Annotated in this window: 19 protein-coding genes, 5 tRNA genes and 1 pseudogene; all 25 read left to right on the plus strand. The window is 38.3% G+C overall.

Going from position 1 to position 15,060, the window contains the following annotated elements:
- The first annotated feature begins 8 nt into the window (after positions 1-8).
- The 25 genes and pseudogenes from PSF86_RS15195 to rplL all read left to right on the plus strand — a co-directional run bounded on the left by PSF86_RS15195 (position 9) and on the right by rplL (position 15,000).
- Positions 9-623: a thioredoxin family protein gene (locus PSF86_RS15195; protein WP_277900950.1), complete on the plus strand. Its 615-nt coding sequence runs from the start codon at positions 9-11 to the stop codon at positions 621-623.
- A 449-nt stretch (positions 624-1,072) separates the two neighbouring features.
- Positions 1,073-1,387: a rhodanese-like domain-containing protein gene (locus PSF86_RS15200; RefSeq protein ID WP_277900951.1), complete on the plus strand. Its 315-nt coding sequence runs from the start codon at positions 1,073-1,075 to the stop codon at positions 1,385-1,387.
- Positions 1,388-1,455: 68 nt separating this feature from the next.
- Positions 1,456-2,253: a DUF2851 family protein gene (locus PSF86_RS15205; RefSeq protein WP_277900952.1), complete on the plus strand. Its 798-nt coding sequence runs from the start codon at positions 1,456-1,458 to the stop codon at positions 2,251-2,253.
- A 26-nt stretch (positions 2,254-2,279) separates the two neighbouring features.
- Positions 2,280-2,723 (plus strand): annotated as a pseudogene (locus PSF86_RS17895) (DUF2851 family protein).
- A gap of 18 nt (positions 2,724-2,741) precedes the next feature.
- Positions 2,742-2,969, plus strand: a complete 228-nt coding sequence (locus PSF86_RS15210) for a PspC domain-containing protein (protein WP_277900953.1) — start codon at positions 2,742-2,744, stop codon at positions 2,967-2,969.
- A gap of 76 nt (positions 2,970-3,045) precedes the next feature.
- Positions 3,046-4,071 (plus strand): potassium channel family protein, encoded by a 1,026-nt coding sequence (locus PSF86_RS15215; RefSeq protein ID WP_277900954.1) that lies wholly within the window; start codon positions 3,046-3,048, stop codon positions 4,069-4,071.
- Positions 4,072-4,158: 87 nt separating this feature from the next.
- Positions 4,159-6,240, plus strand: coding sequence for an amino acid carrier protein (locus PSF86_RS15220; protein ID WP_277900955.1), 2,082 nt, complete (start codon positions 4,159-4,161; stop codon positions 6,238-6,240).
- A 13-nt stretch (positions 6,241-6,253) separates the two neighbouring features.
- Entirely contained in the window at positions 6,254-6,724 is a 471-nt protein-coding gene (locus tag PSF86_RS15225) for a ComEA family DNA-binding protein (protein WP_277900956.1), read from the plus strand.
- Between the two features lie 20 nt (positions 6,725-6,744).
- Positions 6,745-6,978 (plus strand): ComEA family DNA-binding protein, encoded by a 234-nt coding sequence (locus PSF86_RS17900; RefSeq protein WP_407933336.1) that lies wholly within the window; start codon positions 6,745-6,747, stop codon positions 6,976-6,978.
- Between the two features lie 36 nt (positions 6,979-7,014).
- Positions 7,015-8,154: an acyl-CoA dehydrogenase family protein gene (locus PSF86_RS15230; protein WP_277901137.1), complete on the plus strand. Its 1,140-nt coding sequence runs from the start codon at positions 7,015-7,017 to the stop codon at positions 8,152-8,154.
- Positions 8,155-8,263: 109 nt separating this feature from the next.
- Positions 8,264-8,458, plus strand: coding sequence for a 30S ribosomal protein S21 (gene rpsU, locus PSF86_RS15235; RefSeq protein ID WP_277900957.1), 195 nt, complete (start codon positions 8,264-8,266; stop codon positions 8,456-8,458).
- A gap of 126 nt (positions 8,459-8,584) precedes the next feature.
- Entirely contained in the window at positions 8,585-9,481 is an 897-nt protein-coding gene (locus tag PSF86_RS15240; protein WP_277900958.1) for a tyrosine-type recombinase/integrase, read from the plus strand.
- A gap of 39 nt (positions 9,482-9,520) precedes the next feature.
- The gene (gene hpf / locus PSF86_RS15245; protein WP_277900959.1) at positions 9,521-9,823 is read left to right on the plus strand and encodes a ribosome hibernation-promoting factor, HPF/YfiA family; all 303 of its coding nucleotides are present in this window, start codon (positions 9,521-9,523) and stop codon (positions 9,821-9,823) included.
- An 88-nt stretch (positions 9,824-9,911) separates the two neighbouring features.
- Positions 9,912-9,985, plus strand: a tRNA-Thr gene (locus tag PSF86_RS15250).
- Positions 9,986-10,155: 170 nt separating this feature from the next.
- Positions 10,156-10,238: transfer RNA gene (locus tag PSF86_RS15255), tRNA-Tyr, on the plus strand.
- A gap of 27 nt (positions 10,239-10,265) precedes the next feature.
- Positions 10,266-10,338: transfer RNA gene (locus tag PSF86_RS15260), tRNA-Gly, on the plus strand.
- 170 nt (positions 10,339-10,508) lie between these two features.
- Positions 10,509-10,580 (plus strand) — tRNA-Thr (locus PSF86_RS15265).
- Positions 10,581-10,636: 56 nt separating this feature from the next.
- Positions 10,637-11,824 carry an elongation factor Tu gene (gene tuf / locus PSF86_RS15270; protein WP_277900960.1) on the plus strand — a complete coding sequence of 396 codons (1,188 nt, stop codon included), beginning with the start codon at positions 10,637-10,639 and terminating at the stop codon, positions 11,822-11,824.
- Between the two features lie 68 nt (positions 11,825-11,892).
- Positions 11,893-11,963 (plus strand) — tRNA-Trp (locus PSF86_RS15275).
- Positions 11,964-12,039: 76 nt separating this feature from the next.
- Positions 12,040-12,228: a preprotein translocase subunit SecE gene (secE, locus tag PSF86_RS15280; RefSeq protein WP_277900961.1), complete on the plus strand. Its 189-nt coding sequence runs from the start codon at positions 12,040-12,042 to the stop codon at positions 12,226-12,228.
- A gap of 23 nt (positions 12,229-12,251) precedes the next feature.
- Positions 12,252-12,803: a transcription termination/antitermination protein NusG gene (gene nusG, locus PSF86_RS15285; RefSeq protein WP_277900962.1), complete on the plus strand. Its 552-nt coding sequence runs from the start codon at positions 12,252-12,254 to the stop codon at positions 12,801-12,803.
- 74 nt (positions 12,804-12,877) lie between these two features.
- The gene (rplK, locus tag PSF86_RS15290) at positions 12,878-13,315 is read left to right on the plus strand and encodes a 50S ribosomal protein L11 (RefSeq protein ID WP_277900963.1); all 438 of its coding nucleotides are present in this window, start codon (positions 12,878-12,880) and stop codon (positions 13,313-13,315) included.
- A gap of 19 nt (positions 13,316-13,334) precedes the next feature.
- Entirely contained in the window at positions 13,335-14,024 is a 690-nt protein-coding gene (rplA, locus tag PSF86_RS15295; protein WP_277900964.1) for a 50S ribosomal protein L1, read from the plus strand.
- Positions 14,025-14,048: 24 nt separating this feature from the next.
- Positions 14,049-14,567, plus strand: coding sequence for a 50S ribosomal protein L10 (gene rplJ, locus PSF86_RS15300; RefSeq protein WP_277900965.1), 519 nt, complete (start codon positions 14,049-14,051; stop codon positions 14,565-14,567).
- A 55-nt stretch (positions 14,568-14,622) separates the two neighbouring features.
- A complete protein-coding gene (rplL, locus tag PSF86_RS15305; protein WP_277900966.1) occupies positions 14,623-15,000 on the plus strand; it encodes a 50S ribosomal protein L7/L12 in 378 nt (125 codons plus the stop codon).
- Positions 15,001-15,060: the final 60 nt, after the last annotated feature.

Genomic DNA, 15,060 nt, shown 5'->3' on the forward strand with positions numbered 1-15,060 from the left:
AACACGCTATGAAACTTTTAAAATTATTGCTGCTGGTTGCCGTTTTGGTAGCGGGTAGTGCTTTTTCTCCACCGGAAAAATTTAAGGACGGATATAAAATAGGTGACAAGGCAACCGACTTTCAATTAAAAAATGTAGACGGAAACATGGTTTCACTTTCCGATTATGAAGATGTAAAGGGATACCTTGTAATATTTACATGCAATAGTTGTCCATACGCCAATGCATATGAAGATAGAATTATTGCTCTGCACGAAAAATACAATGAAAAAGGAGTGCCTGTTATTGCCATAAACCCGAACAACCCCGAAATCCAACCAAAAGATAGTTACGGGAACATGCAGCAAAGGGCTAAGGAAAAAGGGTACGGTTTTCCATATTTAATAGACGAAGGCCAAAAGATATTCCCGGTTTATGGGGCCCAAAGAACCCCACATTGTTTCCTGTTGGAAAAAACCAGCGACGGGAATGTGGTTAAATATATTGGTGCTATTGACGATAATTACCAAGATGCCGATGCCGTGGAAACCACATATGTTGAAGACGCCATTGATGCCATGCTTCAAGGTGAAGAAATAACCATAAAAAACACCAAGGCCATAGGGTGTTCTATTAAAGTATAGACTTAGAACCAATAGCGTCCTAAACGTTTTATAAATACCTCTACTTTTTCGCTACAGTTGTATGGTCTGAGTTTTTATACCGTTAAAGGGTTGCTTCGGCCTACTTATAAAAATATTGAAAATTCCGGAAGCAATTTGGGTGAGTGATAAAAATCTGTTTGAGGTCGACAGTAGGTCGGACGAGTTATTTTTATCAGTGGCTGGGGTTTCCGTAATATTTTCTTATATTTTTATAGTAAGCCTAGATTTTTTTGGTTCGTTTTTTTATCGATGAAAAAAATGAACATATAATATTTAGGACATGATTGATTTAGAACTTATGATGCTATTTTTCATTTTTTAATCAATTGAAAAAGTCAAGGGCAATTCTTATATAAGTTTTGCATAAATTTGTAATCCGAAGGAAGCTTCGGATTTTTTTAATCTTGATTTTTAAAATAAGAAACAATATGGCAGATTTAACTCAGGAAGAATGGACAGAAGAACTTCAGAACGATAAAAACGCAGTTGTCCTAGATGTAAGAACAGAAGAAGAAGTTGACGAAGGATACATCCCAAATGCAATAAATATAGACATATATAAGGGGCAGGGTTTTCTGGATGAAGTAGAGCAACTGGACAAATCTAAAAACTATTATGTATACTGCCGTTCTGGAAAACGCAGTGCCCAAGCTTGTATGTTGATGAAACAACTTGGTTTTGAAAACACCAACAATCTTCTAGGCGGCTTTATGGAATGGGAAGGTGAAATCGTAGAAGATTAAATTTAAAAAATAATATTTATAATAGAAAATTTTCATTATCTTCTTTCAGGATTTGAGAATGTCAGGTTTTGAAAGAAGATTTTTTGCATTATATCTGGAAATTTAAAAGGCTATCCCCTGGAAAACTGGTAACCGAAACGGGTGAATCGCTTCAAATACTATTGTTTGGAACGCATAACAAACACACCGGCTCCGACTTTTTAAATGCTAAAATTAAAATTGCCGGCCAGCTATGGGCGGGAAATGTTGAGCCCCATATAAAATCCTCCCATTGGTACGCGCACCACCACGAAAAAGATGCGGCATATAACAATGTAATCCTCCATGTAGTTTGGGAGCACGATGTTGAGGTGTTTAACAGTGGAAACGGCAGCATTCCCACTTTGGCCTTAAAAGGCAAAATAGATAGCAGCACACTTGCAGCATACAATAACTTACTGTACCGCAAAAAGCATTTTATAAATTGCGAAAACCAAATAAACACAGTCGATGAGCTTTTTTGGGAACGATGGCTGGAACTTTTATTTTTTGAACGTTTGGAGCAAAAGGCAAAGCTGATAAATGCCAAACTGGAACATGCAAAGAACGATTGGGAAGCCGTTTTGTTTAAAATGCTTTGTAAAAACTTTGGCCTTAAGGTAAATGCAGATGCCTTTTTGAAAATCGCCAATGCCATTCCGTATACGGTTATTAGAAAAAACAGTGTCTATAAAGAGTGGTTGGAGGCATTGTTTTACGGGAAGGTTTTAATGTTGAACGAAAATTGCACAGACGCATATTTTATAAAATTAAAAGAAACCTATGCGTATATAAAGCATAAATATAAATTAGCGCAGGCCCTTTTAAACCAAAATATTTTAGTTTAAGGCCTCGTAACTTTCCAACAATAAGCTTGTCTCAGTTAGCCGCGGTCTATTATTCGGAGACTTCGCTTTTTCAAAAAATTATAAATATTCGTTCGGCAGAGGGGTTTTATAAGCTTTTTAGTATTTTCGGCTTTATCATATTGGAACGACCATTATACATTCGGTAAACAATCTGCTTCCGGAACAAGAAAAAAATAAGCAAAAACTTTATAGACCTTCTTATAATAAATACCATTGTGCCTATTAAATTTTGTTATACAAAATCGAAGGGAAAAGATGCCGGTGAAGAAATTTTGGCATTAATCGGAGAATTGAAAAAAGAAAGAAATGCAGTGCTAAATAAGTTTGAAAGCATTGGTTTAACAATAGGCTCGGCAATCCATAGCCAGGCAACGCTTCGGCTTTACAAACAGTATTGCAGCAAAAATAAATGTTTGGAATGCGAAATTGGTGTTAAATTAATACAATGATAATTCTATATTTGTAATATGAGTCTTTTTCAGGATATTAGATATTATTTCGAGAAACATGGCTATGCCGTATCTTCAAGATTGGCAGAGCGCTTGGGCATGAAGACTAAAAATGTGCGTTTGTTTTTTATTTACGCTTCCTTTTTCACCCTGGGAATTTGGTTTTTTGTGTATTTAACATTGGCTTTTTGGCTAAAATTGAAAGATTTGGTCTATACAAAACGAACATCGGTTTTCGACCTGTAACAGCTTTTGGGGGGTATAAAACCGGCACCATTAAAAATAATAATCGACTAAAATAGCATAAAGACCATCGGCATATATGTTTAAACTCTTTAAATCCAAATTTTATATCGCAGTTATCCTATTGGCAGGCATTTTTCTGTTTGGCATTATGGGGTATAGGTTATTGGGAGATTATACATGGGTAGAAGCAGCCTACATGACGGTTATAACCATTACAACGGTAGGTTTTGGTGAAGTAAGGCCCACCGACGACATCACCAAAATATTTACAATAGTATTGATTACATCAAGTGTCTTTATAGTGGCCTATGCCATTTCGGTAGTAACAGAATATGTATTGTCCAAAAATGCACTGCAAAACATAAAATATAGAAAAATGAAGAACCAAATAGATAAGCTCGACAACCATATCATTATTTGTGGCTACGGAAGAAATGGAATGCAGGCCGCCAAAAAACTTAAGGCCTACCAAAAACCTTTTGTGGTAATCGAGCAAGATGAAGAATTGGTAAATAAATATAGCGACGATATTATGTTTGTCGTGGGAAACGCCAATGAAGACGAAACCTTATTGGAGGCAGGCATAGATAGGGCGCACTGCCTTATTTCGGCATTGCCAAACGATGCCGACAACCTGTTCGTGGTACTTTCGTCCAGGCAATTGAACAAAGAAATCACGATTATTAGCAGGGCCTCGCAGGAAACATCCCAACGTAAACTTAAATTGGCAGGGGCCAATAAAACCATCATGCCCGATAAAATAGGCGGTGACCATATGGCTTCGTTGGTGGTATTGCCAGACCTTATAGACTTTATGGACCATCTCTCTTTTGATGATGAGCATACCATTAATTTAGAAGAAGTCTCAGTAGACGACCTGCCAAACGGATATTTGTACAAAACATTGATAGACCTGGACTTGCGGAAACAAACGGGCTGTACGGTTATTGGTTACAAACAGCCCGACGGAAAATATATTATCAACCCAGATGCAACAGTAGAATTATTACCGAATTCCAAATTGGTGGTACTCGGACAACCCGGACAAATTAAGAAGCTAAATACCCTGTTTCAAATCCCGGAAACCACATTTAACGGGTAAAATTTGAATAAACGCCTTTTTTTTATGATATTGCCCCGTCAGTTTTTAAGAATTTTTAATATAATTATAACCTAAACTTAATTCTTTATGAGAAAACAATTTCTCTCAATTTTTTTAATGCTGAGCTCAATTGCGCTTTTTGCCCAGGAGTTATCAGTAAAAGAAACACTAACTAATCCTTCTAAACAGATTAATGATGGGCAGATCACGGTAGACGTGTCAGGGGGAAAGGCTCCATATACATATAAATGGAGTAATCAAGAGACCCCTCTTAAGTCTAACGTCTCGACAGGTTTAACAGAAGGAATTGATTACAGTGTAACAATTACCGATGCAGAAAACAGGTCGGTTACCAAAACATATCATATAGAATCCGAGTCGATAACAGAAATTTTTAACGGAATCATGACCCCAGCAGTAGCAGGTTTAGGTTCCGTTTTATTTTGGGATCCATTTGCGGCTACAGGGGTATACGACCCCGTTGTTTATGCTGATGTGAAATTAATATCCATCCCGGACTGGAGCGCCGATGTGAACGATAAATTTACATTAAAACAATGGTTGAAGCCAGAAGGATCGCATGTGGAAAAAGGCGAAACAATAGCAATTGTGTCCAAAGCTTCGGGTGGAGAAGTAGAAGTTAAGGCCGCAGCCGCTGGCGAACTAAAATACCGCGTAAAAGAAGGCGGGGTAATATATAACTCCAACAATAAAGAACATGTAATAGAACAGGGGGCTCATTACTTAGCAGAAATTAAATACGATGAACCAATAGCATTGTTACATCCAAACGGGGACCCTCAAACAAAAAATATTCCGTTTATCGTAGTTTGGTTATTGCTGGGTGCCACATTCTTTACCATTAGAATGGGCTTTATCAATATCCGCGGATTTAAGCACTCGCTCGAACTGGCCAAAGGAAAATACGACGATCCAAATGCCCCTGGGCAGGTAACGCACTTTCAGGCATTGGCAACAGCAGTTTCGGGAACCGTTGGACTTGGTAACATTGCAGGGGTTGCAGTGGCAGTTTCTTTAGGGGGCGCTGGTGCAACTATGTGGATGATTGTTGCTGGACTCTTGGGGATGTCTTCAAAATTTGTAGAATGTACCCTGGGGGTAAAATACCGTAATATTCTTCCCGATGGCCGTGTATTTGGTGGTCCAATGAATTATTTAAGATATGGTCTTGAAAAAAGAAATTTAAAAGGACTAGGCAAAGTATTGGCAGTTGTTTTTGCCATACTTGCTGTAGGTGCCTCTTTTGGGGGCGGTAATATGTTCCAGGCTAACCAGGCTTTCGAGCAATTATCCGGTCAGTTTCCAACATTGGCAGGGCATGGTTTCTGGTTTGGCGTTATTACGGCAATATTGGTAGGAGCTGTAATTCTTGGTGGAATTAGCAGTATTGCCAAGGTTACCGAAAAAATAGTTCCTTTTATGGCAGGTATATATGTATTGGCTGCTTTGATTGTAATTGGAGTTAATTTTCAAAATATAGGGGCTGCTTTTTCAGCAATTATAGACGGAGCATTTAGCCCAAGCGCACTAAAAGGAGGCGTTATCGGGGTTTTAATTGTAGGTTTCCAAAGAGCCGCATTCTCAAACGAGGCAGGGGTTGGTTCTGCTGCCATTGCACACAGTGCCGCTAAAACAAACCATCCACCATCCGAAGGTTTTGTAGCGTTGCTAGAGCCGTTTATAGATACCGTTGTTGTTTGTACGTTAACAGCCTTGGTGCTTGTTTTTACCGGAATGCACGAAGTAGAAGGTGTTGGCGGGGCGCAGTTAACCTCAGATGCTTTTGGTAGCGTTATAGGTTGGTTCCCTTACGTATTGGCAGTAGCAGTTTTCTTATTCGCTTTTTCAACCATGATTTCGTGGTCTTACTACGGAATGAGGGCATGGACTTTCCTATTTGGGAAAAGCCGAAGAACCGAAGTGGTTTATAAATTGGTGTTTATGTTCTTTGTGGTAGTTGGTGCTTCGGTAAGTTTGGGTGCTGTGTTAACTTTTTCAGATATGATGATTCTTTCCATGTCGTTCCCCAATATTATCGGGTTGTACATAATGAGCAAGGAAGTGAAAATAGACCTTAATGAATATTTAAGAAAACTTAAAGCAGGCGAATTGTTTAAAAAACAGAAAGTAGAGAAAAAATCTGCTTAGCAATTCGTAAAAAATGAAATTTATATCCCACTTGCGCTTTTCTAAAAGTCAGCAGAGTGGGATATTTTTTTTGATAATTATTGTTGCTTCATTTTATATGGGATCCTTCGGAATGGATTCCTTTAAATATGAGTTTTATAAGATTAACAAGACAGGGCTTACTTCATTTGAAGAAAATACAATAAAATACCATCAGAAAATATTTCCGTTCAACCCAAACTACCTTACCGATTATAAAGCATATGCATTGGGGATGTCTATTGAAGAAATAGATAAGCTTCATGCGTATAGAAATCATGGCAGGTATGTAAATTCGCCAGCGGTTTCTTTTAAAACGCCAAAAAAGGATATCAACGGGGCAACTGTCCAAGATTTAAAAAAAGTGTATGGAATAGGTGGCAAGCTGGCCGCAAGAATTATAAAATACCGAAACCTTTTAGGGGGGGTTATTTTAAAGATCAACTCAATGAAGTTTATGGGCTAAAGCCCGATGTAGTTAATAGATTGTTCAAGCAATTTGCCATTTTACAGCAACCAAAATTTACCCCTGTAAATGTAAATTTGGCCTCTATAAAAAAATTAAGCTCGCTTCCATATCTCGACTGGAAAATTGCAAAAAAAATCGTAACTTATAGAACCAGCCATATTAAAATAAATTCAATTTCTGAACTAAAAAAAATAGAGGATTTTCCTACGGAAAAATTAAATAGAATTGAATTATATTTGACGACCGAGTAAAAAATCGTAAAAATGGAACTGGATATAGCGGCACAAATGAATTTTGATTATACAGAAACACAGCAGTTGATTGCCAATGCTGCAAAAGATTTTGCAGAACAATATATAAAACCCCACGTAATGGAGTGGGACGAAAAACAAATATTTCCACTCGAAGTATTTAAAAAGGCCGGGGAATTAGGCTTTATGGGGGTGTTGGTACCCGAAATATATGGAGGGTCCGGTTTAGGATATCATGAATATATTGCAATTTTAGATGAAATTTCCAAGGTAGACCCATCTATTGGGCTATCGGTAGCAGCCCATAACTCGCTTTGTACAAACCATATACTTACTTTTGGTAACGAAGAGCAAAAGCAAAAGTGGCTGCCCAAACTGGCTACCGCAGAATGGCTTGGTGCCTGGGGCCTTACCGAACATAATACCGGCTCTGATGCTGGCGGAATGGCTACTACTGCTGTAAAAGACGGAGACGAATGGGTACTTAACGGCGCAAAGAACTTTATTACCCACGGAAAAAGCGGGGATATAGCGGTTGTTATAGTGCGTACAGGCGAAAAAGGCGATTCTCATGGAATGACGGCCTTTGCCATAGAAAAAGGTACGCCTGGGTTTACAAGCGGTAAAAAAGAAAACAAATTGGGCATGCGCGCAAGCGAGACGGCCGAGCTTATATTTTCCGATTGTAGGATTCCCGATGCAAACAGATTGGGAGAAGTTGGCGATGGGTTTGTACAGTCCATGAAGATACTCGATGGCGGTAGGATTTCTATTGGCGCATTATCGTTAGGAACCGCAAAAGGAGCTTACGAGGCCGCATTGAAATATGCCAAAGAACGGGTGCAATTTGGAAAACCAATATCCCAATTTCAGGGAATATCCTTCAAGCTTTCCGAAATGGCTACCGATATAGAGGCTTCCGAACTGTTGTTGCATAAAGCGGCCTTTGAGAAAAATGCAGGCAGAAAAATGACCAAATTAAGCGCCATGAGCAAAATGTTCGCTTCAGAAGCCTGCGTGCGCATTGCAAACGAGGCCGTACAGATACATGGCGGATATGGATATACCAAGGACTTTCCAGTGGAAAAATTTTACCGTGATGCAAAATTGTGCACCATCGGTGAAGGTACTACCGAAATACAAAAAGTGGTCATCTCAAGACATATCTTAAAATAAGGGAATATCCGAATATTGATTTTGGCGGAGGCAAAAAAATAATTTTTTGTTTTTAAATAAAATTTATTTCTATCTTTGCCGTCCGTAAAAGAAAGGAGGTGGTACACTTATGTTAATTATACCTATTAAAGAAGGAGAAAATATAGACAGGGCGCTTAAGCGTTACAAGCGTAAATTTGATAAAACAGGTACAATGCGTCAGCTACGTAGCCGTCAACAATTTACAAAACCTTCAGTAGCAAAAAGAGCTCAAATTCAAAAAGCTGCTTATATACAAGGATTAAGAGATCAGGAAGAAATCTAATAAGTCTTTCTGATATAAAATAATAAATCCCGCCTTTCCAAAAGGGGGGATTTTTATTTTTTACCTAATACCCAACTCCTAGATACCTATCAACTAATTTCATATCTTTGGGTTAAACTTCATTGTATGCCATTTCAAAAATTCATTGAATACCTTCAATTGGAAAAAAATTATTCCAAGTATACAATTACTGCTTATCAAAACGATTTATCTTCTTTTTTGGAATTCTGCAAACTAACTTTCAACGAATCTTCCGTAGACCGGGTACATTATACCCAAGCACGTTCATGGATTGTCAGCATGGTCAACCAGGGGTTAAGCAACAGGAGTATCAACAGGAAAGTTGCTTCATTAAAGGCTTATTATAAATTTTTATTGAAAATAAAAGAAATTGAAATTAATCCGTTGGCAAAGCACAAGGCATTAAAAACGGCCAAAAAAATAGAGGTGCCGTTTTCGGTTCGGGAAATGAAACAGGTCTTGGAGGAAATGAAGTTTGACGATGGCCATGACGGCATTTTGGAAAAATTGGTCATCGAACTTTTTTATGCCACGGGCATGCGCCGGAGCGAACTGGTAAATTTGAAAACCAACGATGTAGATTTTGCAAACAGCACCATCAAGGTGCTTGGAAAGCGCAACAAAGAGCGCTATGTTCCGCTGCTTTCTTCGCTTGGCAAGACAATCCGTGAATATTTGGTGCACCGGGAAAATGCTTCAACCATAGAATCTGGAGACATTTTGCTTATTCTTAAAAATGGTCATAAAATTAATGAAACGTTTGTATATCGAACAATAAATAATTACTTTAGTAAGGCATCAACTAAAATAAAAAAGAGTCCGCATATCCTTAGGCATACGTTTGCGACCCACTTGCTTAATGAAGGTGCTGACTTAAATTCGGTTAAGGAATTGTTAGGTCATTCCAGCCTTGCATCAACCCAGGTGTACACACACAATAGTATAGCTGAGCTAAAAAAACAATACGGTTTGGCGCATCCTAGAAACCAAAAAAAATCCTAACCGCTTAAAATGAATGTTTAACCACAAAATTTAGAGGAAATGGAAGTAAACACGCAATCTGTCAACTTCAATGTAGATCAAAAATTAGTAATTTTCATTCAAAAGCGATTAGATAAACTGGACCACTATTACGATAGGGTTGTTTATTCTGACGTGTATTTGAAAGTCCAAAATACCAGTGCAAAAGAAAACAAGATTGCAGAAGTAAAGGTGCACGTTCCCGGAGACGAATTTATGGTAAAAAAACAGTGCAGGACATTTGAGGAAGCGGTCGACTGTGCGGCAAATTCATTAGAGCGAGTACTAAAAAAAAGAAAGCAAAAATTGAGAGCATACATCTAAATAAAAATTTTATACAATTTGTTTTGTATAAAGAATAATTTATATACATTTGCAGTCCGTTAGAAATAGCGGACTTTTTTGATTAAATGCCGATGTAGCTCAGCTGGCTAGAGCAGCTGATTTGTAATCAGCAGGTCGTGGGTTCGAGTCCCTCTATCGGCTCTTTTAAAAGTAAAGTTTTTTGATAATTTGATGATTTTTAGAAGCGTGTAATTTATCTTTAAAAAAAGATAAGGAAAGTAGTTGGTAATTGGATAATATTGATTATTTTTGCGCTCGGAATTTTAAGCAGTAAAATTTAAATGTTTTCTGCTTTTCAAAATGCTAAATTGGGGGAGATACTCAAGCGGCCAACGAGGACAGACTGTAAATCTGTTGGTTTTTACCTTCGCAGGTTCGAATCCTGCTCTCCCCACAAAAAAAATTCTTAATTACAAGAAATGCGGGAGTAGCTCAGTTGGTAGAGCGTCAGCCTTCCAAGCTGAATGTCGCGAGTTCGAACCTCGTCTCCCGCTCTAAACAAGGTGGCTCAAAATTTATTTTTGAGGTTAAAAAAAAAGAAGAGATGAGAATTTATCTTAAGAAAAAAGATGTGTTCTCTTCTCTCGTTCTAGTACTTTGAGTTTATGGTTGTTGTTTAAGGTGATGAAAAGCGATTTTTAAACTTGAAACTTTGAATCTATAAGCCGGTGTAGCTCAGGGGTAGAGCGCTTCCTTGGTAAGGAAGAGGTCACGAGTTCAATTCTCGTCATTGGCTCTTGTTGCGTTTAAATTTGAACACTAATATATAACTAAGATTAAAATTATTAAATCATGGCAAAGGAAACTTTCGATCGTTCCAAACCACACTTAAATATAGGTACTATTGGACACGTAGATCACGGTAAAACTACTTTAACTGCTGCTATCACTAAAGTATTGGCAGATGCTGGTCTTTCTGATGCACGTTCATTCGATTCAATCGATAACGCTCCTGAAGAAAAAGAAAGAGGTATTACAATTAATACTTCTCACGTTGAGTATCAAACTGCAAATCGTCACTATGCCCACGTTGACTGTCCTGGTCACGCGGATTACGTAAAAAACATGGTTACAGGTGCTGCTCAAATGGATGGCGCTATTTTGGTAGTTGCTGCTACAGACGGACCTATGCCACAAACTCGTGAGCACATCTTATTAGGACGTCAGGTAGGTGTTCCAAGAATAGTTGTTTTCTTGAACAAAGTGGATATGGTTGATGATGAGGAGCTTTTAGAGCTTGTAGATATGGAAGTAAGAGAATTGTTGAGCTTCTATGAGTATGACGGAGATAACGGACCTGTAATTCCTGGTTCTGCACTTGGTGCTTTAAATGGTGAGCAAAAGTGGGTTGACTCAGTAATGAAATTGATGGAAGCTGTTGATGAGTGGATTGAATTGCCACAAAGAGACGTGGATAAAGATTTCTTGATGCCTATCGAGGATGTATTTACAATTACTGGTCGTGGAACAGTTGCTACTGGACGTATAGAGTCTGGAGTTGCTAAAACTGGTGAAGCTGTAGATATTATCGGTATGGGAGCAGAGAAATTGACTTCTACTATTACAGGGGTTGAAATGTTCCGTAAAATATTAGATAGAGGTGAAGCTGGAGATAACGTTGGTATCCTTTTAAGAGGTATCGAGAAAACCGACATCAAAAGAGGTATGGTTATCTGTAAGCCAGGTTCTGTAACTCCTCACGCTAAATTCAAAGCAGAGGTTTACGTTCTTAAAAAAGAAGAAGGTGGACGTCACACACCATTCCACAACAACTACCGTCCTCAGTTCTACGTACGTACAACTGACGTAACAGGTACAATTACATTGCCTGATGGAGTTGAAATGGTTATGCCTGGTGATAACTTAACTATTACTGTTGAGTTGCTTCAGCCAATTGCCTTGAACAAAGGTCTACGTTTTGCTATCCGTGAAGGTGGTAGAACAGTAGGTGCTGGTCAGGTAACTGAAATTTTAGACTAATTTCAATAAGCATACAAGTTTTAAGGTGTCCTGCTTTATAGTAGTAGGATGCCTTTAAACTTGAATAAACGGGTGTAGTTCAAGGGTAGAATAGCGGTCTCCAAAACCGTTGATGGGAGTTCGAATCTCTCCACCCGTGCGAAATAATAGGATTGGGTCTGTAGAGTTTTGAAAAAGAAAATCGGGATTCTCGGTCCATAATAAGATAGAGTAAAATGGTGAATTATATAAAAGAATCATTTCAAGAGTTAAGAGCGAATGTTACTTGGCCGTCATGGGCCGAGGGACAAAACCTGATGGTTGTGGTTGCTGTTTTCTCTATACTTTTTTCATTGGCAATATGGGGTATTGATACGGTTTTTGCTAAACTTATCAAGCTTTATTTTGGAATAATTACTAATTAATAATATTAAAGACGGGTATTGCAATGGCAGAAGCGTTGGCAAAACAATGGTATGTAGTAAGGGCTGTAAGTGGTCAAGAGAATAAAGTTAAAGGCTACATAGAGCAGGATATAGCGCGTCTTGGATATGAAGATTATGTAGATGAAGTATTGGTGCCGACCGAAAAAGTGGTGCAGATACGCAATGGAAAGAAAATAAATAAAGAACGTGTTTATTTTCCCGGCTACGTAATGGTGAAGGCCAATTTGGGAGGAGAAATTGTGCACGTTATTAAGTCTATAACCGGAGTTATTGGTTTTCTAGGTGAAGTTAAAGGGGGAGATCCCGTTCCATTGAGGAAATCTGAGGTAAACAGAATGCTCGGTAAAGTTGATGAATTATCCGTGAAGACAGATAATGTTGCTATACCTTATGTGTTAGGGGAAACCGTGAAAGTTATAGACGGTCCTTTTAACGGATTTAATGGAACTGTTGAAAAGATTAATGAAGAAAAGCGTAAACTTGAGGTAATGGTGAAGATTTTTGGAAGAAAAACACCATTGGAATTGAGTTATATGCAAGTAGAAAAGATATAATTGTTACACATTATATAGATTCGCCTAGCTTCCAAAAGATCAGGCGATTCAAATTTTAAAATTGAACATAAACAATGGCAAAAGAAGTTAGTAAAGTAGTTAAACTACAAGTTAGGGGAGGTGCTGCGAATCCGTCGCCACCGGTTGGACCCGCTCTAGGTGCTGCCGGCGTTAACATTATGGAGTTCTGTAAGCAATTTAATGCACGTACACAGGACAGACCGGGTAAGGTTTTACCAGTTGTTATCACCGTTTACAAAGACAAGTCGTTTGACTTTGTAATTAAGACACCGCCAGCGGCAGTTCAGCTATTGGAAGCGGCTAAGGTTAAAAAGGGTTCCGGAGAGCCAAACCGTAAAAAGGTGGCGAGCGTTACCTGGGATCAGGTAAAAGCTATCGCAGAAGACAAAATGCAAGATCTTAATGCATTTACTGTAGAATCAGCAATGAGCATGGTTGCAGGAACTGCAAGATCAATGGGATTAACGGTTTCAGGTGATAAGCCTTTTTAAATCTTAAAAGAATCTAGAAATGGCAAAATTAACAAAAAAGCAAAAAGAAGCTGTAGGTAAAATAGACAGGAACAAATTGTATTCTGTTGCAGAAGCTTCTCAATTAGTAAAAGATATCACTAACGTTAAGTTTGATGCATCTGTAGATTTAGCAGTGCGTTTAGGGGTAGACCCTCGTAAGGCAAATCAAATGGTAAGAGGGGTGGTGACACTTCCTCACGGTACCGGTAAAGATGTTAAGGTTTTAGCATTGGTTACCCCAGATAAAGAAGCAGAAGCCAAAGAGGCTGGGGCAGACTATGTAGGGTTAGATGAATACTTGCAAAAGATCAAGGACGGTTGGACAGACGTAGATGTAATCATCACGATGCCAAGCGTAATGGGTAAATTAGGCCCCCTAGGACGAATCCTTGGACCTAGAGGTTTAATGCCAAACCCAAAAACAGGAACGGTTACCATGGATGTGGCCAAAGCTGTAGGTGAAGTTAAAGCTGGTAAAATCGACTTTAAAGTTGATAAAACAGGAATCGTTCACGCAGCAATTGGAAAAGCATCTTTTTCGGCAGATAAAATTGCTGGTAACGCAAACGAATTATTACAAACATTATTAAAACTGAAGCCAACTGCGGCTAAAGGAACATATATCAAAAGTATCTTTATTTCAAGTACTATGAGCCCAAGTGTTCCTGTAGATCCTAAGGCAGTTTAAGAGGCAGGTATAAATTTTTTAATCATGACTAGAGAAGAAAAGTTAACGGTAATAGAAGATTTAACTGCGCAGTTAGGAGATACTACAAATATCTATTTAGCAGATATTTCAGGATTGGACGCTCAAACAACCTCTAATTTGCGTAGAGCTTGTTTTAAAGCAAACATCAAACTCGCAGTTGTAAAAAACACATTGCTTGCAAAAGCAATGGAAGCTTCTGATAAAGATTTTGGGGAATTGCCCGGAGTGCTAAAAGGAAATACTTCTTTAATGCTTTCCGAAACAGGGAACGCCCCAGCTAAACTTATCAAGGACTTCCGTAAAAAATCTGAGAAACCTCTTTTAAAAGGTGCATTTATCGAAGAAGCTATCTTCATTGGAGATAACCAATTAGATGCATTGGTGAGCATTAAATCCAAAGAGGAAGTTATTGGAGATATCATTGGCTTGCTACAATCGCCTGCTAAGAACGTTATTAGCGGACTTAAATCAGGTGGTGGTAAATTGGCTGGTATCCTTAAAACGTTATCAGAAAAACAATAATAAGTACGCACTTAAAAACAATTATATTTTAAAAATTTATTAAAACGATAGAAAAATGGCAGATTTAAAAGATTTTGCAGAACAATTAGTTAATTTAACAGTTAAAGAAGTAAACGAATTAGCTGATATATTAAAAGAAGAATATGGTATCGAGCCTGCTGCTGCAGCTGTAGCTGTTGCTGGTGGAGCTGCTGCCGGAGGTGGTGAAGCTGCTGAGGAGAAATCAGAATTTGATGTAGTCCTTACAGCTGCTGGGGCGTCTAAATTGGCTGTTGTTAAATTGGTTAAAGAATTAACCGGTTTAGGACTTAAAGAAGCTAAAGAAATTGTAGACAGCGCTCCTAAAGCTATCAAAGAAGGAGTATCTAAAGATGAGGCCGAAGGTCTTAAAAAGTCTTTAGAAGAAGCTGGTGCTGAGGTAGAATTAAAGTAATTCAACCCTACAGCCCCGAGCTGTAAAATACGGTTTAGGTCCATCCCGAAATTTGCGGGT

The sequence above is a fragment of the Galbibacter pacificus genome (assembly GCF_029603165.1).
In the GTDB taxonomy this organism is placed as follows: Bacteria; Bacteroidota; Bacteroidia; order Flavobacteriales; family Flavobacteriaceae; genus Galbibacter; species Galbibacter pacificus.

Coding starts and splice junctions, on each gene's coding strand:
- PSF86_RS15195 (WP_277900950.1), top strand. CDS start 9: ATGAAACTTTTAAAATTATTGCTGCTGGTTGCCGTTTTGGTAGCGGGT.
- PSF86_RS15200 (WP_277900951.1), top strand. CDS start 1,073: ATGGCAGATTTAACTCAGGAAGAATGGACAGAAGAACTTCAGAACGAT.
- PSF86_RS15210 (WP_277900953.1), top strand. CDS start 2,742: ATGAGTCTTTTTCAGGATATTAGATATTATTTCGAGAAACATGGCTAT.
- PSF86_RS15215 (WP_277900954.1), top strand. CDS start 3,046: ATGTTTAAACTCTTTAAATCCAAATTTTATATCGCAGTTATCCTATTG.
- PSF86_RS15220 (WP_277900955.1), top strand. CDS start 4,159: ATGAGAAAACAATTTCTCTCAATTTTTTTAATGCTGAGCTCAATTGCG.
- PSF86_RS15225 (WP_277900956.1), top strand. CDS start 6,254: ATGAAATTTATATCCCACTTGCGCTTTTCTAAAAGTCAGCAGAGTGGG.
- PSF86_RS15230 (WP_277901137.1), top strand. CDS start 7,015: ATGAATTTTGATTATACAGAAACACAGCAGTTGATTGCCAATGCTGCA.
- rpsU (WP_277900957.1), top strand. CDS start 8,264: ATGTTAATTATACCTATTAAAGAAGGAGAAAATATAGACAGGGCGCTT.
- PSF86_RS15240 (WP_277900958.1), top strand. CDS start 8,585: ATGCCATTTCAAAAATTCATTGAATACCTTCAATTGGAAAAAAATTAT.
- hpf (WP_277900959.1), top strand. CDS start 9,521: ATGGAAGTAAACACGCAATCTGTCAACTTCAATGTAGATCAAAAATTA.
- tuf (WP_277900960.1), top strand. CDS start 10,637: ATGGCAAAGGAAACTTTCGATCGTTCCAAACCACACTTAAATATAGGT.
- secE (WP_277900961.1), top strand. CDS start 12,040: ATGGTGAATTATATAAAAGAATCATTTCAAGAGTTAAGAGCGAATGTT.
- nusG (WP_277900962.1), top strand. CDS start 12,252: ATGGCAGAAGCGTTGGCAAAACAATGGTATGTAGTAAGGGCTGTAAGT.
- rplK (WP_277900963.1), top strand. CDS start 12,878: ATGGCAAAAGAAGTTAGTAAAGTAGTTAAACTACAAGTTAGGGGAGGT.
- rplA (WP_277900964.1), top strand. CDS start 13,335: ATGGCAAAATTAACAAAAAAGCAAAAAGAAGCTGTAGGTAAAATAGAC.
- rplJ (WP_277900965.1), top strand. CDS start 14,049: ATGACTAGAGAAGAAAAGTTAACGGTAATAGAAGATTTAACTGCGCAG.
- rplL (WP_277900966.1), top strand. CDS start 14,623: ATGGCAGATTTAAAAGATTTTGCAGAACAATTAGTTAATTTAACAGTT.